Here is a 22,886-nt window from a genome sequence, read left to right on the forward strand (position 1 = left end):
GTTTAAATATAAGAACGAATAAAAGCAAATAAAAATAATTAATTCAGAATTAAAAAATAGATTAGTACAAAAAAATGGCTTCTATTTATGATTTTACCTATTAAGTAAATGTTAAAATAATTATATATAATGTAGGCTAAATACTTTACCAAAAAGAATTTATTATATTTGTCTTCAAAAAAATTAAACCTAATAAGGCAACAAATTTTGCTTGTTTACGTTTTCAAGTGAGATGAAGATAAATTTAAGTGATAAACATGGCTTTATTCATTTAGGGAATAATTAAAATATGAAAAATAAATTCTTATTAGTGCTATTAATATTTATGTCTTTGAATGCATGGACAAATGCTCAACGCCACGAAATAGGAATTTCTTTAGGTCAACCCAATCTTATTGCAGATATAGGTAAAACTAATTTTATACAGTTTAAGGCTGATGGTGCAAATACTCCAATATCCATTGGTATGCTATATAGATATAATTTAAACAATAGACAAAGTTTACGTTTTAATTTATCATATAACAAAGTCTTTTTTGATGATAATGAAGCTTCTGAAGGTTATAGGATTGATAGAAAGCTTTCAGGGACGAATGATATAATTGAAGCTTCTTTATTATTTGAATATTATTTTTTTGATATAAATAATATTCAGAAATTTGCTAGCTCTCCTTATATATTTGCGGGTTTAGGGGTTTTTACTCATAAAAACCCAAAATATGCTATCAATTATCAATTAATAAAAAATGCAGATGGCACTTATAAACCACCAATGAATTCCAGCGATTTTGAATCTTCTATTGAAAAGAGCACTTCCACAAAATTAGATGTAAGTATTCCTTTTGGAATTGGTTATAAATTTAAATTTAATTATAATTGGTTGTTAGGATTTGAAATAGGAGCTAGATATACAACACAAAATAATTTGGATTACAGTAATTTGGCAGACAAAAATTTTACTAGTAATATAGATCCTAGGTTATTACAACAAGGCAATTTATCTTCGTCCATTCAAGAAGAAATTAATAAAAGAAATTCAGATATTAAAGAAAGCTATCAAACAGGAAATACTTTTAAAAGTAATGATTGGTATTTAGTTTGGGGTGTAAATTTAACCTATACTTTTGGCAGACCTCCGTGTCTATGCAATTAAAAATTAATTAATGTTTAAGAAGAAAGAAAAAGAAATCGACATTACTAAAACTGAAATGCCACGACATGTAGCTATTATTATGGATGGCAATGGCAGGTGGGCAAAAAAGAAAGGGATGATTCGGTCGTTTGGGCATCAAAGCGCAATTAAATCCGTTAGAGATTCCATTGAGTTTTGTCAAGATATGAAAATTCCTTATTTAACCTTATATGCATTTTCATCCGAAAATTGGAATAGACCAACTTTTGAAGTGAATGCACTAATGTCGTTATTAGTAAACACTATAAAAAAAGAAACAAAAACTCTTATTGAAAAAGGGGTAAGAATCAAAGTTATAGGTAATATAACCAAGTTGCCTAAAGATGTTTATAATGAATTGGAATCATTAATAAGAATTACAGAAAATTTGCAAAATGGGACCTTAATTTTAGCTTTAAGTTATGGAGCTAAAGAAGAAATTATAGAAGCAACAAAAAAAATAGCGTTGGATTTTGCAAGTAATAAAATCACAGAAGATCAAATTAATGAAGATCTTTTTAGCAGTTATTTATATACCAAAGATATTCCTGATGTAGATCTTTTAATTAGAACCAGTGGGGAATGTAGGATTAGTAATTTTTTACTATGGCAAATTGCTTATTCAGAATTATATTTCACAGATGTATTATGGCCAGACTTTAATAAAGGAGATTTTTTAGAAGCCATTAAATATTATGCTACCAGAGAGAGAAGATTTGGAAAAACCAGTGAACAATTAAAAGTTAAGTAAAAAAAGAATCGCAGATTAAATTATGAAGAAATTATTGGCCTCAGTATTAGGCATATTACATATATTCATATTTGGACAAATTAAAGATAGTATTCAGACTCCGCCGTCCATTTCAGATACCGTTACTATAGATAATGATACACTTAAAGAAGAAACTTCATACCTTGAGCCACAGGAGAATTCTTATTTGATAAAAGAAGTTAATGTTACGGGTACTACCCAGTACACAAAAAATCAAATAATGAGATATACAGGATTGTATGAAGGAGAATATGTTGAAATTCCTGGCATGCAAATCAATATGGCAGTAAAAAAATTATGGGATTCTAAATTGTTTTCTGATGTAGAAATTTATCTCTCAAAAATAGAAGGTAAATCGGTTTATTTAAGAATTAATTTGCGAGCTCTGCCAGACTTAGGGAATGTGAAATTTTATGGAATCAGCAAATCAAAAGGAGAAAAATTAATTAAACAAAATAATTTAAAAACAAAAACGAAGATAACCGATGATTTACGCAGTAAGCTTCAAAATTCTTTAAAAGAAGAATATACTGAAAAAGGCTATCCGTTCCCAATTATTCAAATAAAAGAACAGCCAAATAAATCTGATGCGTCTTTAATCAATTGGAATGTAATGGTTAACAAAGGGCCTAGGGTAAAAGTAGGTAAAATTATTATAGAAGGCAATGAAGTTTTAAAGCCTTCTAAAATAAAGTCAAAAGCATTTAAAAATACTAAAGAAAAGAAATTCTTTAGATTTTGGAAAAAATCCAAATATGTACCAAAAAAATATGAGGATGATTTAAAAAAAGTCATAGAGACTTTCCAATCCTTTGGCTATAGAGATGCTAAGATAGTATCAGATACAGTTTATAGAAAAGATGACAAAGATTTTGAAATAAAGGTAGATATTGAAGAAGGTAAGAGATATTATTTGGGAGATGTAACTTTCTCAGGGAATTCAAAATATTCCAGTGAATTGTTATCTAAAATTTTAGGGTACAAAAAAGGAGATCCTTATGATGCCGTTGGGATTAATAAAAAAGTTACAGGTTCTGAAAAAAATGATGATATAGCTACTTTATACTATAACAATGGATATGTATTTTCAAACGTTGTACCTATTGAAAAGGCTGTAAGAAATGACACTATTGATGTAGAAGTAAAGATAAGAGAAGGTGAACAAGCGTATTGGGACAAGGTAACCTTTACGGGAAATACTAAAACCCATGATCATGTAGTACAAAGATCCTTAAGAACGGTTCCAGGTAATTTATTTTCAAAAGAAGAAGTGCAAAGAACTATGATGGAATTGGCACAAATGCAATATTTTGAAGCTCAAACATTAGTGCCTGAAATAACTCCTAATCCTGAGACCAAAACGGTTGATGTCAATTATAAATTAGAAGAAAAAGGAACGAATAGTCAGATTGAATTGCAAGGGGGCTATGGAGGAAATAGATTTATAGGTACTTTAGGACTTACTTTTGGTAATTTTTCTTTTAATGATTTCTTTAAGAAAAAAGCATGGAAACCCATTCCAACCGGAGATGGACAAAGTGTTTCTTTAAGAGCTCAAGCAGGTAGCAATTATCAAAATTATAGTATATCGTTTACTGAACCATGGATTACTGGTAAACGTCCAACCTCTCTTTCTGTATCCTTTTATACCACATTTTTAAATTATAGAGATTATTATCAGGAAGGTAAAAACAGATTAGATATATATGGAGCTCAGGTGGGCTTAACTACACGTCTGAACTGGCCGGATGATTATTTTAGACTTTCTTATGGTATAAATTATCAATTGTACTCCTTTCACAATTATCCGTTCAATGTATCAAATACCACTTGGTCGAATGGTCAAAGTAATAATTTTAGTTTTTATGCTTCTATAGGAAGATATTCGGCAGGATTAGACCCTATTTTTCCAACCATGGGGTCTGAATTTGAATTATCATTAAAAGCTACACCGCCTTATTCATTGTTTAATAATGAAGATTATAGGAATAAAACAGATAATGAAAAATACAAATGGCTGGAGTACTTTAAAGTAAAATTAAAAGCCTATTGGTATCAAGAATTAGTCGGTAAAGCAGTTTTAAAAGCTGGAGGGGAACTTGGGTTTTTAAGTGATTACAATTCTAAAGTAGGAATTCCTCCATTTGAAAGATTTTACTTAGGAGGAACAGGAATGTACGGGAATAGATATGACGGTAGAGAAATAATTCCTTTGAGAGGGTATAGAGATCCTACCGCTTTTGGAGGTCAGCCCAATGAAGATATTACTCCGTTAGGAGGAGGAACGTCTTACGCTAGATTTTTAATGGAATTGAGGTATCCATTATTGTTGGGAGGAGCAACAAAAATTTACGCTTTAGCATTTGTGGAGGCAGGAAATGTATGGTCCAATAATAACTCATTTAATCCATTTGAATTAAAAAGATCTGCCGGAGTTGGATTTAGAATATTTATGCCACAGTTTGGAATTCTAGGTTTTGACTTTGCTAAAGGTTTTGATCCAGCAATCAATTCAACAGGAGCAAGTGGATGGCAAACACACTTTGTATTTGGTCAACAGCTATAATAGTAATAAATTTTAGTAATGAAAATAGAATAAAAATTGGTACGATTTTAGAAATACTTTAAGATATTTATAATGAAAAAACTACTTACTTATATTTTTTTATTTTTGCTCTTCTATTCTGGCACTGCTCAAAAGATGGCTTATGTAGATACTAAATATATTTTAAATCAAATGCCTCAGTATCAACAAGCGCAGCAAAGGTTAGATAATGAAATTAAAAAATGGCAAACGGAAATTCAGAAAGAACAATCTAAATTAGATCAGCTAAGAGTTGAATATGAAAATGAGAAAATATTATTAACGGATGATCAGCAGAAAAATAGATTGTCTATCATTGATAGTTCAGAGATTAAAATTCGGAACTTTATTGATAAAAAATTTGGATCCGAGGGAGATTCTTTTCGATTAAGAATGAATTTTGTTAAACCACTACAAGATCAGATTTGGAATGCTATAAATACTGTCGCATCCAGAGATAAATATGGACTTATCTTCGACAAATCATCTGATTTAATTATGGTTTTTACTGATCCTAAGTACGACATTACGGATAAGGTTTTAAAACAAATGGGTTTAGATGCTAAACAAAGTAAGAAAAAGGAATCTCAAACCAATTCTAACTCACCATCGAAAATTTCTAAAACCGAGGATATAATTCAGGAATCAAATGAGGATAACAATGAAATTAATGTAAAAGAAAAGTCAAACAAAAAAGATCAAACGAAATCTGGATACGGAAGTAAATATGTACCTAAAAAGAAAAAACAGGCAGTTGAGATCCAAGAAAATGGAGATAAAGAGATTGATAAAACTAATAATAAATCCAAAGAAAATAAACTTAATAATAATAAAGAGGTAACTGATACTGCTGAAGCCGAGGTGGAGAAACCCAAAGAAAATCCGGAGGTTAAAAAAGCGACTACCGCACAACCCAATAAAGGCTATGGAAGTAAATATGTTCCAAAGAAAAAGACTGCAAACAGTAATAAGTAATAAAATTTAAACATAATTAATACATATAAAATGAAAAAAATCACACTAGTAGTAATGTTATCCGCATTCGTAGGTATTTTTCAGTTAGCAAAGGCACAAACTGGAGATGCAAGTAAAATTGCTTATATAAATTCCATGGAATTATTAAACTCCATGCCTGAAAAAAAAGCAGCGGATGAGCAATTAAAAAAATTGGCAGACCAAAAGAAAGAAGGTATTAAAAAACAAGAAGAGGCTCTAGCAGCTAAGTATAATAAAATTCAAGAAGATTTGAGTAAAAAGTCTCAGACTGAATTGGATTCTATGAAAGATCAACTTCAGAAATACGAACAAGAATTACAATCAGATCAGCAAAATTTAGCTACACTTAGAGAAGATGCAGCGAATGCATTGGATAAAAAACAAGCGGAGCTGTACGATCCAATAATGAAAAAAGCTCAAGAAGCGGTAGATGCAGTAGCAAAAGAAAAAGGTTATCTATATGTTTTTGATACTTCTCAACCTTCATTGATTTATGCCGCTGGTCCAAATATTTTGGCAAGTGTAAAAGCTAAATTAGGGCTTTAAATACTAGTCTAACAATCAATACAAAATAAAAAAAAAGGAGTTTTAATGAAACTCCTTTTTTTTTATTATCCATCTTAATTTGTCAGGAAACCAATTAACATTTATAAATTTAATTGGTTTATAATATCATTCTTTAATTACATTTAATAATTTTTCAAGAGCCATTCCTCTAGATCCTTTTAATAAAAGATTTTTAGTAACAATTGAATGTTCCTTGAAATAATTTTTAGCTTCCTCCGTGGATTTGAATTTTTTAATTTTAAAGTCATCTATAGTAGTTGAATAAAAATTCTCCCCCACTAAGAATATATTATCAAAGTTTGTATTTAAAGCTAGAGAAACAATTTTACTATGTTCATATGCAGACTCCTTGCCCAGCTCAAACATATCTCCTAGAATGATAGTTTTTGAGCCTTCAAACACAGAAAAATTTTTTAAAGAAGCTTCCATGCTACTTGGATTTGCATTGTAAGTATCTAAAACCAAAGTTTTATTACCCAGTTTAACGATTTGTGAACGTTGATTTTGTGGAAGATAATTTTCAATTCCAACTTTAATTTTTCCAATCTCTATTCCAAAATATAAACCTAGAGTAGCTGCAGCACAAAGATTGGTATAATTATACTTTCCAGTTAATTGAGAATTAATCAAGCAATTTTGATATATAAGACTAATCGTATGATTGCTATTTTCTTGATAAGAATAAGTATAATCTCCTTCTGTGCCAAAGGAGATAGAATCAATCCCATTAGATAATTCCATCTGTTTAGTGTCATCAGTATTAACAATAACTTTTCTATGGTTTTCTCTAAGAAAAGAATATAATTCCGATTTTCCTCTATAAACCCCTTCCATACCTCCAAAACCTTCCAAATGAGCTTTTCCAAAGTTAGTGATATAACCGATGGTGGGTTGACATATCCCTGAAAGTAGTTCAATTTCCTTTAAATGATTGGCTCCCATCTCAACAATAGCAATCTCATGATTTTGATTAATGCTAAGAAGAGTTAATGGAACACCTATATGGTTATTTAAATTTCCTTGAGTATACCATACGTTGAATTTCTCTTTTAAAATACTAGCCATCAATTCTTTGGTGGTTGTTTTACCATTACTACCGGTTAAGCCAATAATAGGAATATTTAATTGTTCTCTATGATAGCGGGCTAGATTTTGTAAACAAAGCAAGCTATTTTCAAAATAAAAAATTCCTTTACTAGGATTTGATAAACTTCTATCATCAACAACAGCTACTAACGCCCCATGTTCAATGGCCTCATTGGCGAATAAATTACCATTAAAATTTTCACCTTTTAAAGCAAAATAGATGCTTTTAGAGGTTATTTTTCGCGTATCTGTGGTTACTCCACTAGATTGTAGATATATAGAATATAGTTCTTCAATAGTCATTTTAAAATTTGCTATAATTTAATCTAAACAAATATAAAACTTTTATAAGTGGAATGAATTTATATCCTCTGTAATGAACGAACAATTAAAACCTATATAGTACGAGGATAATATATATTATTAAATACATTTATAAAATTAATTTTGAATTTTTGGTTTTAACCAATGGCTTAAAGAACTTTTATATTTCTGATAAAATTTCTTAGCACCAATATTGGGGTCATTATTCTCAGATACTGTACTCATTAATTCGTTAAGCATATCTTCGTTCAACTTAAAATTTTTAAAAAATTCAGTAAGTTCAGGTTCATCTTTATCAAACTCTTTTCTAGAAATTATAGAAATTTTATCAGTAGGGAAAATGTTTTTGGAATCCTTTAAAAGTTTTAAATGGAATTGAGACCACATAAAATGAGGTTTCCATCCAGTAATCACTATCCATTCTTTCTCGTTTATAGCCTTTTTTAAAGCGGCTACCATTGAAGTTTCGGAAGATGGCAATTGGGAATATTCTAAACGATATTCTTTGATAGCTTTATTTGTATTTGCAAAAATTCCAGCACCGGAAGATATTCCGTAAATTTTACCGTTAAATTTATCTTTATATTTATTAAGTTCTTCAATATTTTGGATAGTAACATATTCAGGAACTACAAGCCCGGTAGAACCATCGTCAAAGACAGAACCTAAAAGGTCAACACGATCGCCAAATCTGTCCCAGTAATTTTTATGGGTATATGGCAGCCAAGCATCCATATATATATCTTCATCACCCCGTGCAATAGATGCAAATATAGGCCCTGGTTCTAATCTTTTCATACTTACTTTATATCCTTTATCTTCAATGATGTTTTTGGCAAGATAAGTAATTGCGATTCCGTCGGCCCAATTGGGGTAAAGAAGAGAAACATCATATTTTTTTACTCTTTTACATGAAGTAAAGCCCAGAGCTAACACTATCGTGAGTAGAATGTATTTATATTTAAACATGTTTATTACTTTTTATTTCCAAGTGATTGTGTCATTCGATCTAAAATTATTGCTAGAATTACAATACATAACCCCGCTTCAAAGCCTAAAGCAACATCGGCTTGTTGTATGGCAGCATAAACGCTTTCTCCAAGACCTCCGGCTCCAACCATGGATGCGATTACTACCATTGATAATGCTAGCATAATTACTTGATTAACTCCTGCTAAAATGGTTGGTTTTGCCAAGGGAAGCTGAACTTTAAATAAAGTTTGAGTTTTCGTACATCCAAAGGCAATGGAAGCTTCAACCGTTTCTTTAGGTACATCTCTAATTCCTAAGGCCGTCATTCGTACCGCAGGGGGGAGTGAAAAGATAACAGTAGCTATAACTCCGGGAACATTTCCAACTGAAAAGAATAATATGGCAGGGATAAGATATACAAAAGCTGGCATGGTTTGCATAAAATCTAGTAAAGGTCGTACAAGTAAGTTCACTTTTTTGTTCCTTGCGCAAATAATACCTAGAGGAATACCTATAATAAGAATTATAAAGGTGGAAACTATGACTAAAACAAGAGTATCCATAGCTTCTTTCCAAAATCCCATCCAATAAATGAGAACTAAACCTAATAAGGAGAACAATGGTAATTCTAAAAGGTTTCTAGCATTACTAGATGTTAATTTTATATTTTTAAATCCCTTATTTTTTAGTGCAAAAGATAGTAAAACTACCAATAATATAATTATATAAAAAGGCAAACTAAGCAAAATGCTTTGTAAAACGTTTATGCAATTTTCAATAATAATTGTAATTTGTTTAAAAATGGGTGCTCCTTTTATAGAAACAACATCAACAAATTTTTCAATATATTTTCCTAAATCAAGTTTTTCCATAATTTTTAATTTGCATTATCAATAATTGTTTTTACTTCCTCTTCATCGTAGCCAGTGACTAAGGATACAACATCAGAATAACTAATATATCCTAAAGGATAATTATTTTCATTCACCACCGTTAATGGATAATTTTGATTGATAAATAGAGGTAAAGTATCAGAGACTGACATATCTTCTCTTATTCTAGGAATTTCAATAAGAATAGAATTTAAATCCGTGGATTTTGATAGAATCAGATTCGAAATATCTTTTTTTCTAATATATCCTAAAAACTCTTTATCTTTACTTATTACAGGTAAAAGACGAGTATTTAGTCGTTCCATTAATCTATAAATTAATGCCGGTCCTTCTTTTCCAATGGTGATTTTAACTCTAAAAGGTTCTGCAATGGAAGAAGCAGTAATAACCTTAGACATGTCTACATTGCCAATAAAGTCTTTCACATAATCATTCGCAGGATTTAACAAAATATCTTCTGGCGCACCTTGTTGCACAATTACTCCATCTTTCATGATCACGATGGTATTGCCTAGTTTTAAAGCCTCATCCAAGTCATGGGTAATGAAAATAATCGTTTTTTTTAATTTCTGTTGAATTTCCAGCAGATCGTCCTGCATTTGAGTCCTTATCAGAGGATCCAGCGCACTAAATGCTTCATCCATTAATAAAACTTCAGAATCAGCCGCTATTGCACGTGCAATTCCTACTCTTTGTTGCATACCACCACTTAGCTGATTAGGATAGGAATTTTCATAACCATTTAAACCCACTAGGTTTAAAACTTCTTTTGCTTTCGCGTATCTATCTTGAAGTGGAGTGTTTTGTATTTCTAAACCAAAAGCTACATTATCTAGAATGGTTTTGTGAGGCAATAAGCCAAAATGTTGAAAAACCATACCTATTTTTTTTCTTCTTAGATTCAAAAGTTGCTTACGATCCATTTTTGTTATATCTTCACCGTCAACAAGAATAGAACCGGAAGTAGGAGTGTTTAACATGTTGAAGCACCTTAATAATGAAGATTTGCCACTACCTGAAAGTCCCATAATTACAAATATTTCACCTTCTTGTATTTCCAAGTTAGCATTATTAACGGCTACAGTACATTTGGTTTTTGAATGGATTTCTTTTTTGCTTTTACCTTTCTTAAGCATTTTCATTGCCTGATTTTTAGCAAATCCAAAAATCAGGTACAAATCTTTTACCTTGATCTTGCTCATAAATAATTTTATTTATACGATTTATATTATAAGATAATTTTTATAATGAAAGCTAGGCTTTGTAGGGTGAGAATTCACCCAATGTTCGATTAGAAAAAATAAAAATTATCTGCACTTCACTAAAGATAATCTGTTTAAGATGTAAAATTGAAAACAGTAAAATATAATTTCACCTAAAACTTTAGTGCCCGCACTATACGGAGTTAAAAATGACTTTGTTAATTAATGTATGGCAAATCTACGAAAAAAAAATAAAATAAACCAATATTGGGGTGTATTTTATGAAAATGGAATAAAATATATGTAAAAGAACCTTCTTTTTTAAAATTAATAAATTGTAAAAAAGAAGGTAAAGACAATTATGAAAAATTTAAGGAAGTTCTAATTTTCTGTAGGTTTTGTGAAGCTATTTTTCTAGTTTTATTAGCTCCTTCGTATAAGATTTCATCTAGAATGTTTAAATGATTCATGTAATAATCATATTTTTCTCTTATTTCAGAAAATTCTCTTAGAATAACATTTAACAATTCTTTCTTAGCATTTCCATATCCATATCCACCGGCTAAATATTGTTCGCGCATATTATCAATTTCATGATCTTTTGCAACTAATTTATAAATAGCAAAAGCGTTGCAAGTTTCGGGATTTTTGGGTTCTTCAAGTGGAGTAGAATCGGTTACAATGGACATAATTTGCTTTTTCAAAGTTTTTTCAGGAGCAAAAATTTGGATGGTGTTGTTTCTAGATTTGCTCATTTTATATCCATCTAGTCCAGGAATATACATAGTGTTTTCTTGAATTTTTGCTTCTGGAATAACCAAAAGATCAGGATGAATTTGATTAAATTTCTGAGCAACATCTCTGGTCATTTCTAAATGTTGCAATTGATCTTTACCTACCGGTACAATTTGAGCTTCGTATAGTAGAATATCGGCGGCCATTAGCATAGGGTAGGTGAATAAACCTGAATTTACATCTTCCAATCGATCTGCTTTGTCTTTAAACCCATGAGCAAGAGCTAGTCTACTATAAGGAAAATAACAAAGTAAATACCACATAAGTTCAGTTACTTCAGGGATGTCAGATTGTTTATAAAAATAAGTTCTTTCAGGATCTAAACCACAGGCCAACCAAGAAGCAGCAATTTCGTAGGTGTTTTGTTTGAGAATATCTGCATCTTTTATTTGCGTCATAGAATGCAAATTAGCAATAAAAAAGAAAGATTCATTCTTAGGATCTTTACTTAATTCAATCGCTGGCATAATGGCTCCTAAAAGATTTCCTAAATGAGGGGTTCCTGTGCTTTGTATCCCCGTTAAAACTCTCATATGTATATTTTTATATATATTCAATAGCAAAATTACATAAATTAACTAAGAAAATTCTTAGTTTTATTCCAATTAGAAGCGTAATTTTAAATCCGTGGAAACCATAAATAAGAAACTTTTATTGCAGATTGATAATTCTCCGTTAATAATTTTCCGAATCTTTTTTGGATTTTTACTTTCAGCAGAAACTTTTGGAGCAATTCTTACCGGTTGGGTGAAGGAAAATTTAATGATTCCTAAAGTTTTTTTTCCATTCATAGGTTTTGAATGGTTACACCCATTGCCGGGCTTTGGAATGTATATTTATTTTTTTACGATGGGAATTCTCGGTATTTTAGTCATGATTGGTTACCGATATAGACTTAGTTTATTATTGTTTACTTTTTTGTGGACGGCACAATATTTAATGCAAAAAACCTCTTATAATAATCATTACTATTTTCTACTATTGGTCTGCATTATAATGTTATTATTACCGGCCAATGCCTATGCTTCTTACGATGTAAAACAAAAAAGAACTCTAAAATCGTATACTATGCCCCAATGGTGTTCGTATGTAATGATTTTCCAAGTTTCCATTTTATATTTTTTTGCAACTGTAGCAAAGCTATATCCGGATTGGTTAAATGGTACTTTTACACAGATTCTCTATGCCAATAAATCACATTTACCCATAATAGGGGAATGGTTTAAAGAAAAGTGGTTCTATATACCTATAGCCTATTTGGGGTTAATGTTTGACGGATTGGTAGTTCCTTTTTTACTATGGAAAAAAACAAGAACTTTTGCTTTGATTGCGAGTTTGATTTTTCACCTTTCTAACTCTTTAATACTTCAAGTGGGTATATTTCCATATTTTGCCTTAAGTTTTATCGTGTTTTTTTATTCACCAGAAACTATAAGGAAAATATTTTTTAAAAAACACCTAAAAATTGAGCCCCAAGAGTATGTGAAATCAATACCGTATTTTACAAAGTATTTCTTTGCGCTATTTTTCACCTTACAAATTTTACTCCCTCTTAGACATTATTTAATTAAAGGAAACGTTTTTTGGACCGAAGAAGGCCATCGTTTGAGTTGGAGAATGATGCTACGGCAAAGGAGCGGTAGCACTTATTTTAAAATTGTTGATAAAAAAACGAAAGAAATAATTTCTTATAATTTAAATGATTTATTTACCCCTAAGCAAATCAGTAGAATCAATGCATATCCTGATTTTATTTGGCAGGCGGCTAGATATATAAAAGATGATTTAGCTAAAAAGGGGCATGAAGTAGAAATTTTTGCCAATTCGTACGTATCCGTTAACAATCATAGCCCTAAAATGTTTATAAATAAACAAGTAGATTTATCCCAGGCGCATTGGTATTATTTTAGTCATTCTCCTTGGATTCTCCTAGTAGAGGATTATAGAGATTAATAAACTATAATTGTGAATAATAATTATAAATTAGTTGAGAGATCTTTGCAATTATAGATGCATTTACCTCATCAGTTTCTTTAGAATTCATAATAAAAATAGCTAAAGTATACTTTTTTCCATTAGGAAGTAAGACAAATCCAGCGTCATTATCTGCCACCTTAATACCATTGTCTCTATAAGAATTCCCTGTTTTATGTCCCACAATTAAATCCTTAGGGAGCAATCCTTTAATTTTATTTTCACCCGTATTGGTTTTTATAAGAGTTTCTATGAGGAAATCTTGGTATTCCTCTTTAAAAATCTTTTCATTTAAGATTTTATTAAACAAAATTGCTGTAGCCAAAGGTCTAGTCCAATTTAAATACTGATTGTCGTGGTTTTGGCTCATCTCTTTTTCTGTACGTTTAATGCTGATCTCATCCGTGCCCAGACTTTTAATATAATCTTCGGTTTGTGCAGGGTTGACAAGATATCTAAATAAGTAGTTACTTACATTATTATCACTTAAACAGATGCTGTAATATAATAAATCTTTTATAGAAATATTAAAATTACCCTCTGGTCTTTCTTTAAACAAAGGACTGTAAGTATTAGGGTCAAGATCTTCTTTTTTTATAAAATATGTGGTGTTTAATGAAAGTTTATTTTTTTCTAAATAATTCAATATTGCCAAGGCTTGATGAAATTTATATACACTCATTGTTGGATAGAGATACTGATTGTTAATACTAAGCGTATCATTGTTATGGTATATAACTCCAACCCCTACCGTTGCTTGCTTATCTTTAATTACATTTTGTATGGAATCAATTAAGATTTTTTGAGAAAAAAACAAATTGATGGATAGTAAAAGTAGCAGAGTGATAAATTTCTTCATTTCCTAAAATTTTATATTAAATCTGAATCACCTAGTCATTTAAGTAATCAGACAATTGATCAGTAGCTATAGTTTCTTGTTTGCCAGTGATTATATTTTTGATTGTGATGGTTTGATTTTTTATTTCTTCCTCCCCATAAAACACAACATATTCAAAATTATTTTTTTCAGCAAAGGAAAATTGTTTTTGTAATTTTGTCTTTTCAGGATAAAGGTCACAAGCAAAACCCATCAATCTTATTTTTTGTATAAGCATTAAGGCATGAATGCTTTCACGATCTCCGAAGTTAAAGAAAAGTATTTGTTTATTTTTTTGCGTAGATTTAGGAAATAGATTAAGTTCTTCCATAACTAAATATATACGATCTAAACCAAAAGAGATACCTACACCAGACATATTTTTAACTCCAAAAATTTCAGTAAGGTTGTCGTATCTACCTCCTCCGCCAATGGAACCCATGGCTACATTTTTAGATTTTATTTCATAAATGGTTCCGGTATAATAGTCTAAGCCTCTAGCAAGTGTTAAATTAAATTGAAGATCAGCGGTTTGCAAACCTATTTGCATAGTAGAATTATAGATAAATTCTAATTCTTTAATACCTTCTAAACCAATTTCAACATCTTGAAATATTTCCTTGAGTTGAATTAATTTTTCTTCAAAAGAACCGGAAAGGTTAATTATGGGAACAAGTCTATCTAATGATTTTTGTGATATTCCTTTAGAAACCATTTCCTCTAATATTTTATCCAAGCCTATTTTATCTAATTTATCCAGGGCAACGGTAAATTCAATCAATTGGTCTTCAATCTCAGCATATTCTGCAATGGCAGCTAGTAGTTTTCGGTTATTTAAATGAATTTCAACAGGCAATTGAAGTTCCGTAAATACGGAATCGTACAGCAGAATAAAATTAACTTCGTACCATAAACTTTCAGAACCAACAACATCGGCATCGCATTGAAAAAATTCTCTAAATCTACCTTTCTGAGGTCTATCTGCCCGCCAAACGGGTTGAATTTGATACCTTTTAAAAGGGAAAGTTAATTTTCCATGATTCATCGCAACATATCGAGCAAAAGGTACGGTCAAATCATATCTTAAAGCTTTTTCAGAAATTAGAGGTATGATATTTTTTGAGTTCCAAGTAGAAACTTCAGAATCCTTCTCCTTTACATTTTCTAGGAAGTCACCACTATTTAGAATTTTAAAGATTAAACGATCTCCTTCTTCTCCATATTTACCAGTTAAGGTTTGCAATTTTTCAAAGGAGGGGGTTTCTAAAGGGTTAAATCCAAATTTTTCAAAATTAGATTGTAAAACAGAAATTATATGTCTTCTTTTATAAATTTCTTCGGAGGAAAAATCTCTAGTACCTTTAGCTATACTTGGTGTCATATCTCTTTATTTTGAAAAGTCTAATGTGAATAACAAATATAGAAAAATGTTTAATGACAAAAAAGTAATTTAGTTGATAAATAAAAAAGACCTTTAGATTTATATTCTAAAGATCTTTTTTATATCTGAGCTAGATAAATATTTCTATCTAAAAGGAGAAGTTAAAGGAATTTCAACATCTGGTTCTTTAGTTATTCTATTCCTTAAATCCCTACGGAAGATTTCTATTACCCAAGTCCAGAGGATATGACCAAATAATTCTGAAAAATGTTCTTCTAGGGGTTGATTCCATGGTGCAGGAATGGTTCCTAAAGCAGGCATAAGAATGATATGAAATAGGAAATTTAGAAATATACCGTAAAGAGTTCCTTGCCATAATTTTATTTTAGGGTAATATTCTGCGACCACACAATACACAACAGCAAAAAAAATAGCGAATAGAAAATGAACAATAAAGCTCATTATAGGTCTAGGGTTTTCATTGAAATAATATACAGCATGAGATAAATCGTAAGGCATCCCCAGTTGTTCAAGCAATTGTTGAGGTGGATTGGTCAAATCTCTTTGTGGAGTTCTAGGGGGGAAAGGAACTTCCCAACCAAACTTAATAATTGCACCAACAATTCCGCTAATTATCCCCACCCATATAGCAACTTTTAATCTAATTCTTGAAGGATCAATCTTACAGTTCATATTACGTTTTTAGGCAAAATTAATATTAAAATCGATTTTATAAAATTTAAAATCTTATTATTTATATGAATAATAACGTTAATCTTACTTAATAGATAAGGAAATGTTAGGTAATTAAAACTTATAGAACATTTTAAATCATCGATCAATCACAGCATTCAATTATTTAAATATTATTAAATTCGCATGATATAATAAATATTCAATGCATATTCCAGATATACCCAGTTATTACGCTCTAAAATCAATACATATTATCTTTATGGTTAGTTATTTTGCGGGGATATTTTATTTAATAAGGCTTTTTGTCTATTATATAGAGACGAAAGAAAAGCCGGAATTGGAAAAACAAATTCTACAAAAACAGTACATATATATGATTTCCCGTTTGTGGGACATTATAATTATACCGGCAGGAATCATCATGACGCTAACAGGCTTATTTATGGTAGCCAATACAAGAGGAGACATCCCTTTTTATATTTTGACCCAAAAATGGTTTCATATAAAAATAGTGTTTCTTATTGGATTAGCTTTTTACCATTATTGGAGCTGGAAAAGTATTAAAAAAATAAAAAATGATCAGTTCACTACAACGTCCATAAAATTAAGGATGATGAATGAAGTAGCTACCATTATATTGTTTGCTGTAGTTTTTATTGTAATGTTCAAACAATTTTTTATGGGTATGTGGGTTAGTTTACTAATCAGCTTCATTATATTGGTTCTAACAATTATGTTAGTGGTTAAATTTGTTAATAGAAATAAGAAAAAATAATTCAATGTTTTCAATTTTAAAAAAAGAACTTTGGGCATATTTTGGAACCTTAGGTGCTTATATAGTTGCAGTTGCTTATATACTAATAAGCTCTTTGTTCTTATGGTTTTTCGATAGTAAATTTGATACTTTTAATATATTTAATGTAGGGCTGGCTTCCTTAAATAATTTTTTTGTATTATCTCCTTGGCTATTCATTTTCTTGATTCCTGCTTTGTCTATGAAATCCATCGCAGAAGAGGAACAGACGGGTACATTGGTTTGGCTATTTTCTAAACCTTTATCTATTGAATCTATTATAGCAGGTAAATTCTTAGCGATTAGCATATTAGTCATTTTTACACTTTTCCCAACACTTATCTATGTTTTTACCATATATAATATCAGTATGCCTGAAGGGAATATTGATTTAGGGGCTATTTACAGTGGCTATGTTGGATTAATATTTCTAAGTACCGCTTTTATTTCTATAGGAATATTTGCTTCCTCTTTGGTTAAAAATCAAGTTCTGTCTTATATAGTTGGGGTCTTCCTTTGTTTTTTTTGCTTCTACGGGTTCGAAAACCTAGCTTCCTATAACTTATTAGGAAATTATGATTATTGGTTACAAAGAATAGGATTCTACCAACATTATACGAGTTTTACCAAAGGAATTATTGACACTAGAGATATAGGTTATTTTCTATTTATAACTACTTTATTCATATTTGCATCAATTCAATTAGTCAAATTAAAAAAATAATAAAATGAGGTTTATAAAAAATAACATCATAGTTTTGATATTGATGTTCATAGGCATTCTTTTAGCCTCCGGAGTTTATTATAAAAGATATGATTTAACCTCTGACCAAAGATATACATTGTCTGAAGCTACTAAAAATGTACTTGAAAAAATAGATAAACCTATGGAAATAGACGTTTATCTAGAAGGAGATTTTCCTGCAGATTTCAAGCAATTACAATCAGAAACGCTGACTCTTTTAGATGAATTTAAACGAATAAATCCTAATATATCTTATCAATTAATTGATCCGGTAAAACAAAAAATATCCCAGGATACTCTGGAATCCATGGGGATGTCTCCTTCTGCTTTACAAGTTGAAAAAGAAGGAATATCCACTCAAATCATATTATTTCCATATGCGACAATTAAATACAAAGGATATGGACAAACGGTTCCCTTAATTACTCAACAAACTGGAATAAATGCTGAGGAACAAATGACTAAATCAATGGAAGGTTTAGAGTTCGGATTCATTAATTCAATAGACAAATTATCCAATGAACATTTTAAAAATGTCGGTATTTTGGTTAATCAAGCAGAGTTAAACAAATTAGAAATGTTTAGCTTGGCTGACAGAATTCATCAAAATTATAATTTTTTCCCTATTTTTCCTAAAGATGAACAATCTCTTAAAATTCAAGATTTACCCACTTTAAAAAAGTTTGATGCGATAATAGTTGCTAAACCAAGAAAGGCTTTTACTGATGAAGAAAAAGTAGTAATTGATCAATACATCATGAATGGTGGCAAAACACTTTGGGCTATTGATCAAGTAAATGCTGAAATGGATACTTTATTAAAATCTAGTAAGATTTTAGCTTATCCTTACGATCTTAACTTAACCGATTTATTGTTTTCCTATGGTATAAGGGTTAACTCTTCAGTGGTTAAAGACTTACAAAGACCTGATTATATTAATTTGCAAGTAGGATCGGTACAGGGAAATCCTCAAAATAGGAGAGTTCCTTGGGTATATTTCCCATTAGCCTTTCCACAAAAATTGAGTCATCCCATAACTAAAAATTTAAATCCTGTACGTTTTGAATTTCCTTCTTCTATAGATACCTTATCAACCCCAGGTATTAAAAAAACTGTTTTATATCAAAGCTCACCTTATAGTGGAGTACAAGGAATACCATCATACATATCTTTGGAAGAAGCAAAAATTTCTAATATAGACAGTGTAAATGTAAATTTGTATAATAAAGGACCCCAAATATTAGCGGTTTTATTAGAAGGAGAGTTTACATCTGCCTACAAGGACAGAATTGAGTCATCTCAAGTAGAAGATTTTAAAAATCAATCCAAAAAAAATAAAATGATAGTAATTTCTGACGGAGATGTAGCTAGAAATCCTATCATCAAAGGTCAGCCTTTGCCACTTGGTTTTAATATATCTACAGGTAATATGGATTATGGAAACGAAGAATTTTTAATAAATTCATTAAATTACTTATTAGACGATAATGGTTTAATGTCGTTAAGAAATAGAAGTGTTGAATTGAGAATGCTAGATAAGCAAACCATAGTGATGGATAAATCGTATTGGCAGTGGTTGAATTTGCTACTTCCTCTAGTAGGAATATTTATGATTGGTGGAGTATTAATATTCTTAAGAAGAAAAAAATTCAGATAATTTTATAAATAAATATATGGCTGTTTTATATTTGCTACCTGCTTATTTAGGGGGAAATTCATCATCAGAAATATTCTCACAACAATTAAAAAATGTTTTAAAAGAAATTAAATTTTTTGCTTCTGAAAATGAAAAAACAGCGAGGAAATTTATAAAATTTATTAGTCCGGATATTGATCAAAAGAGTTTGTCTTTTTCTATACTAAATAAGAGAACTTCCGATGAGGAAATTTTGCAGTTGGCTGAGCCATTGGAAAAAGGTATTGATATGGGACTTATTTCGGAAGCAGGTTTGCCTTGTATTGCAGATCCTGGCAATAAGTTGGTCATGTGGTGTCATCAAAACAAGATTAAAGTAGTTCCAATCAATGGTCCATCGTCTATCCTTTTAGCTTTAATATCAAGTGGGCTAAACGGACAGAATTTTTCGTTTCATGGATATTTGCCTATCGAAAACAATGAGAAGAAGAAAGAAATTATAAAGCTAGAAACATTAAGTAGAAAAGATGGATCTGCTCATATATTTATGGAAACCCCATACCGGAATCAAAAAATGTTTGAAGATTTATTAAAATATTTATCACCATTAACAATGCTTTGTATAGCTACCAACCTTACATTACCAGATGAAGCAATTCAAACTTTATCATGCAAGCAATGGAAAACTGTAAAGCCTGATATACATAAAAAGCCAACCATATTTATAATTCAAAGCTAAAAAAAAACATAAAATAAAAACTTACATAAAAAAGAAAATTTAATAAAAATTTCTATTGTAGGTATAAATTTATTTTATAATATAAGTGAAGATTATGCAAATTTTGAAGTTAGATTTGCATCAGAAAGTAAGAGATATTTTTTGTATAAAAATCTCTTTCTCATTTTTTTGTGGTTTTAGTTTGAGGTCGCATTCATGCGACCTTTTTTATTCATCTTTATTGGTGGAAATAGCATAACCAATAAATTTCTTCATTAGTAGCTCTGTTTGATGGGTTGAAAAAGAATTTTTTCTACTTTTTAAGATAGATATTGCACCAGTTTTATCACCCAGTATGAAAACTTCAGCGGAAGATTGAACACTGAAAGGAGACATAGGCTCCTCTTTGTAAATAAAGCTTGTTTTTTCTCTTAAAAATTGAATAAAATTTTTTCTTATTGAAGATATCATTGCTCCCTCAGAAATAGGTGGAGAGTAAATAATATTCTCTCTTATTAAAAAAACATTTCCCTTCATACTTCTTGCAATTCTCTTTTCATTATTTAGAAGAATTACGTCAACCATTTCATTTTCTTTAGCATATTGACTTGCAACTTCATTTATAGGATGGAAAATTTCTATAGCTGATAATAAGTTTGGGTATATAAGAATTTCTTTGAAAAAATCTATTTCACTTGATTTTGAAATAGATAAGAATTTTTCATCAATTAATTCAATGATAAAGGATATTTTTTCTTGTCTTGAATCATCTCTAAAAGCAGAAATTTTAGCTAGCCCGTTCGATAATGATAATTTTTCTGATAATAAGAGTATTTGGCTCTTAAACATCTCAGGAGTAAAAGAAATAGGAATTTCCATTCGCATCTTTCTTAAAGATGCCATTAATTGAAAATATGTATCCTCCCAAAATATCAAATCTCCTTGAAAAAGCCAGCAGAAAGAGTTAACGTAATAACCCGAAAAAATTGATTTTTTAGTATTATTAAAGAAAACTGAGCCTTCTTCTAAATATTCTTGATTAAATATAATCGCCATATATCGATTGGTATACCTAGATATTTGTATTTTTATTATAAAATATCAAAATGATTTTACAATATGTAAGAGATAAAAATTATGAACCAATAATTTTTTTTAGGTCATCAATAAGATTTTCCCAATAAAGTTTTGAATGATCTAAATCACTTTCATCAGCAAAATCAGTAACTACAAGCGCTACATCATTAGTAACCTCATCTACATGAATTGCTAATTCCCAATAATACTTAGTACCTTCATCTTCTTCCCAACGAAAACGCACAAAAGACTCTTCTTTATATTTAATTAAGTTTGCAATTTCGCTCTGGTCTCCCCATATAAAAGTAAATTCATCACCTCTTTCAATAACATCATCTGCAAGCCATTCACTCATACCTGACGATGTGCCTATATATTCAAAAAGAAGTGTAGTAGAACACTTCATGTCAAATTCTAATTGATATTTATTTTTATTCATATTTTTTTAGTTCTTACAATAGTTTCTTTTAATGGTGCAATATATAAATTTGTTGCATATTTAAAAAATATTAAGTTTAAAGATAACCTTTTATCCAAACAAAATATTTAAATTTTTATTACCATTTATAAATAAAGTAATTATAGCAACAAAAATTTAAGATTAATAGATCATAGGAATATTCAGAATAATTAATTTAGATAAGAGAATTAAACAATTAAATAAAATTACAAAGTTTTTTAAATTAGTTTTAATTTCATTTTAAATGATGTATTTAAATAAAAAAGGCGTATTTTTGCACAAATAAAAAAACAATACTATTGATATATAATTTTACTCTATTTAAATAAAAATTTAAATTTTTAGAGTATGGTTAAGAAAACTGATTGCCAACTTGTTAATGCCTATATGAATGGGCATGAAAAAGCTCTTGAAACATTGCTTTATAGACATAAGTTAAAGATATATAATTATATAAACAAAAAGGTTAATAATTCTGAATTGGCCGAAGATTTATTTCAAGATGTCTTTATAAAGGTTATACTTACGCTTAAAGAGAAAAAATACAACGAAGAAGGTAAATTCCTTCCTTGGGTATTAAGAATCTCTCACAATTTAATTGTTGACCATTTTAGAGTCTCAGGAAAAACTAAACTTGTCAATGAATCTGTAGGTAATGATGATTATAATATTTTTGATTTTGTGAAAATTTCAGAGTTATCTATAGAGGATTTAATGATTAGTGAACAGACTAAGATTGATCTTAAAAGACTAATTGAGCTGTTACCAGACGATCAAAAAGAAGTTTTAAAACTAAGATTTTATAAGGAACTGAGTTTTAAAGAGATTGCTGAGGAAACTAAAGTTGGTATTAATACAGCTTTAGGAAGAATGAGGTATGCTATTATTAATTTAAGAAGATTAATTGAAAATAAAAATTTAACATTTTCTTGATAAAATAACTAAGATTGAATTACGTTATACATATAAAGAATTTTTTTATATGTATTTCAAATCTATAAATTTAAAAGAAGGTTCTACAGGTCCTTCAGACTATACAATAAAATTTTTATTGGATTTTTCTAAGAGTTTAAAAATTATTGATTTAAAAAGTATAAAAAAAATAAGGATAAACTGCAATTAGTAGTTTATCCTTGTTTTTTGTTTAATCCAATTTCTAAAATAGAA

Annotated in this window: 21 protein-coding genes; 11 read left to right on the forward strand and 10 right to left on the reverse strand. The window is 29.7% G+C overall.

Annotated elements, in window-relative coordinates; all coding sequences use genetic code 11:
• Positions 1-289 precede the first annotated feature (289 nt).
• The 5 genes from porG to ETU10_RS04135 all read left to right on the forward strand — a co-directional run bounded on the left by porG (position 290) and on the right by ETU10_RS04135 (position 6,069).
• Complete coding sequence (gene porG, locus ETU10_RS04115) at positions 290-1,153, forward strand: type IX secretion system protein PorG (RefSeq protein ID WP_146310108.1); 864 nt, start codon at positions 290-292, stop codon at positions 1,151-1,153.
• A gap of 10 nt (positions 1,154-1,163) precedes the next feature.
• Entirely contained in the window at positions 1,164-1,922 is a 759-nt protein-coding gene (locus tag ETU10_RS04120) for an isoprenyl transferase (protein ID WP_146262008.1), read from the forward strand.
• A 22-nt stretch (positions 1,923-1,944) separates the two neighbouring features.
• Entirely contained in the window at positions 1,945-4,509 is a 2,565-nt protein-coding gene (gene bamA / locus ETU10_RS04125) for an outer membrane protein assembly factor BamA (protein WP_146262007.1), read from the forward strand.
• 72 nt (positions 4,510-4,581) lie between these two features.
• Entirely contained in the window at positions 4,582-5,502 is a 921-nt protein-coding gene (locus ETU10_RS04130) for an OmpH family outer membrane protein (RefSeq protein WP_146262006.1), read from the forward strand.
• Positions 5,503-5,532: 30 nt separating this feature from the next.
• The gene (locus tag ETU10_RS04135) at positions 5,533-6,069 is read left to right on the forward strand and encodes an OmpH family outer membrane protein (protein WP_146262005.1); all 537 of its coding nucleotides are present in this window, start codon (positions 5,533-5,535) and stop codon (positions 6,067-6,069) included.
• 126 nt (positions 6,070-6,195) lie between these two features.
• On the opposite strand, the gene ETU10_RS04140 is transcribed toward ETU10_RS04135, so the two are convergent.
• The 5 genes from ETU10_RS04140 to trpS all read right to left on the reverse strand — a co-directional run bounded on the left by ETU10_RS04140 (position 6,196) and on the right by trpS (position 11,895).
• Entirely contained in the window at positions 6,196-7,479 is a 1,284-nt protein-coding gene (locus tag ETU10_RS04140; protein ID WP_146310111.1) for a UDP-N-acetylmuramoyl-tripeptide--D-alanyl-D-alanine ligase, read from the reverse strand.
• Between the two features lie 138 nt (positions 7,480-7,617).
• Complete coding sequence (locus ETU10_RS04145) at positions 7,618-8,469, reverse strand: glycine betaine ABC transporter substrate-binding protein (protein ID WP_146310113.1); 852 nt, start codon at positions 8,467-8,469, stop codon at positions 7,618-7,620.
• Between the two features lie 5 nt (positions 8,470-8,474).
• The gene (locus ETU10_RS04150) at positions 8,475-9,344 is read right to left on the reverse strand and encodes an ABC transporter permease (RefSeq protein ID WP_146310115.1); all 870 of its coding nucleotides are present in this window, start codon (positions 9,342-9,344) and stop codon (positions 8,475-8,477) included.
• 5 nt (positions 9,345-9,349) lie between these two features.
• Entirely contained in the window at positions 9,350-10,567 is a 1,218-nt protein-coding gene (locus tag ETU10_RS04155; protein ID WP_146310117.1) for a quaternary amine ABC transporter ATP-binding protein, read from the reverse strand.
• Positions 10,568-10,926: 359 nt separating this feature from the next.
• Positions 10,927-11,895, reverse strand: a complete 969-nt coding sequence (gene trpS / locus ETU10_RS04160; RefSeq protein WP_146310119.1) for a tryptophan--tRNA ligase — start codon at positions 11,893-11,895, stop codon at positions 10,927-10,929.
• 94 nt (positions 11,896-11,989) lie between these two features.
• On the opposite strand from trpS, the gene ETU10_RS04165 reads away from it, so the two are divergent.
• Positions 11,990-13,315 (forward strand): HTTM domain-containing protein, encoded by a 1,326-nt coding sequence (locus ETU10_RS04165; RefSeq protein WP_317129697.1) that lies wholly within the window; start codon positions 11,990-11,992, stop codon positions 13,313-13,315.
• Positions 13,316-13,319: 4 nt separating this feature from the next.
• Here the strand turns inward: ETU10_RS04165 and bla are convergent, their stop codons facing one another.
• The 3 genes from bla to ETU10_RS04180 form a co-directional block, all read right to left on the reverse strand.
• A complete protein-coding gene (gene bla, locus ETU10_RS04170; RefSeq protein WP_146292384.1) occupies positions 13,320-14,195 on the reverse strand; it encodes a class A beta-lactamase, subclass A2 in 876 nt (291 codons plus the stop codon).
• Positions 14,196-14,226: 31 nt separating this feature from the next.
• Positions 14,227-15,594 (reverse strand): histidine--tRNA ligase, encoded by a 1,368-nt coding sequence (gene hisS, locus ETU10_RS04175; protein ID WP_146310121.1) that lies wholly within the window; start codon positions 15,592-15,594, stop codon positions 14,227-14,229.
• Between the two features lie 144 nt (positions 15,595-15,738).
• Positions 15,739-16,287 (reverse strand): YagU family protein, encoded by a 549-nt coding sequence (locus tag ETU10_RS04180; protein WP_146292388.1) that lies wholly within the window; start codon positions 16,285-16,287, stop codon positions 15,739-15,741.
• A gap of 205 nt (positions 16,288-16,492) precedes the next feature.
• On the opposite strand from ETU10_RS04180, the gene ETU10_RS04185 reads away from it, so the two are divergent.
• From ETU10_RS04185 to ETU10_RS04200, 4 genes are read left to right on the forward strand one after another with little or no spacing between them, the layout of a single operon-like run.
• Positions 16,493-17,065, forward strand: coding sequence for a CopD family protein (locus ETU10_RS04185; RefSeq protein WP_146310123.1), 573 nt, complete (start codon positions 16,493-16,495; stop codon positions 17,063-17,065).
• Between the two features lie 4 nt (positions 17,066-17,069).
• Positions 17,070-17,807: an ABC transporter permease subunit gene (locus ETU10_RS04190; RefSeq protein ID WP_146310125.1), complete on the forward strand. Its 738-nt coding sequence runs from the start codon at positions 17,070-17,072 to the stop codon at positions 17,805-17,807.
• Positions 17,808-17,811: 4 nt separating this feature from the next.
• Positions 17,812-19,485, forward strand: coding sequence for a gliding motility-associated ABC transporter substrate-binding protein GldG (gldG, locus tag ETU10_RS04195; RefSeq protein ID WP_146310127.1), 1,674 nt, complete (start codon positions 17,812-17,814; stop codon positions 19,483-19,485).
• Between the two features lie 16 nt (positions 19,486-19,501).
• The gene (locus ETU10_RS04200; protein WP_146310129.1) at positions 19,502-20,203 is read left to right on the forward strand and encodes an SAM-dependent methyltransferase; all 702 of its coding nucleotides are present in this window, start codon (positions 19,502-19,504) and stop codon (positions 20,201-20,203) included.
• 207 nt (positions 20,204-20,410) lie between these two features.
• On the opposite strand, the gene ETU10_RS04205 is transcribed toward ETU10_RS04200, so the two are convergent.
• Together ETU10_RS04205 and ETU10_RS04210 are read right to left on the reverse strand one after the other, a co-directional pair.
• Positions 20,411-21,238, reverse strand: coding sequence for an aminotransferase class IV (locus tag ETU10_RS04205; protein ID WP_146310131.1), 828 nt, complete (start codon positions 21,236-21,238; stop codon positions 20,411-20,413).
• A 79-nt stretch (positions 21,239-21,317) separates the two neighbouring features.
• Positions 21,318-21,698 (reverse strand): START-like domain-containing protein, encoded by a 381-nt coding sequence (locus ETU10_RS04210; protein ID WP_146310134.1) that lies wholly within the window; start codon positions 21,696-21,698, stop codon positions 21,318-21,320.
• 369 nt (positions 21,699-22,067) lie between these two features.
• Between ETU10_RS04210 and ETU10_RS04215 the strand changes: the two genes are divergently transcribed.
• Positions 22,068-22,652: a sigma-70 family RNA polymerase sigma factor gene (locus ETU10_RS04215; protein WP_146261990.1), complete on the forward strand. Its 585-nt coding sequence runs from the start codon at positions 22,068-22,070 to the stop codon at positions 22,650-22,652.
• Positions 22,653-22,886 lie beyond the last annotated feature (234 nt).

Source organism: Apibacter muscae, assembly GCF_007845595.1.
GTDB classification, from domain to species: domain Bacteria; phylum Bacteroidota; class Bacteroidia; order Flavobacteriales; family Weeksellaceae; genus Apibacter; species Apibacter muscae.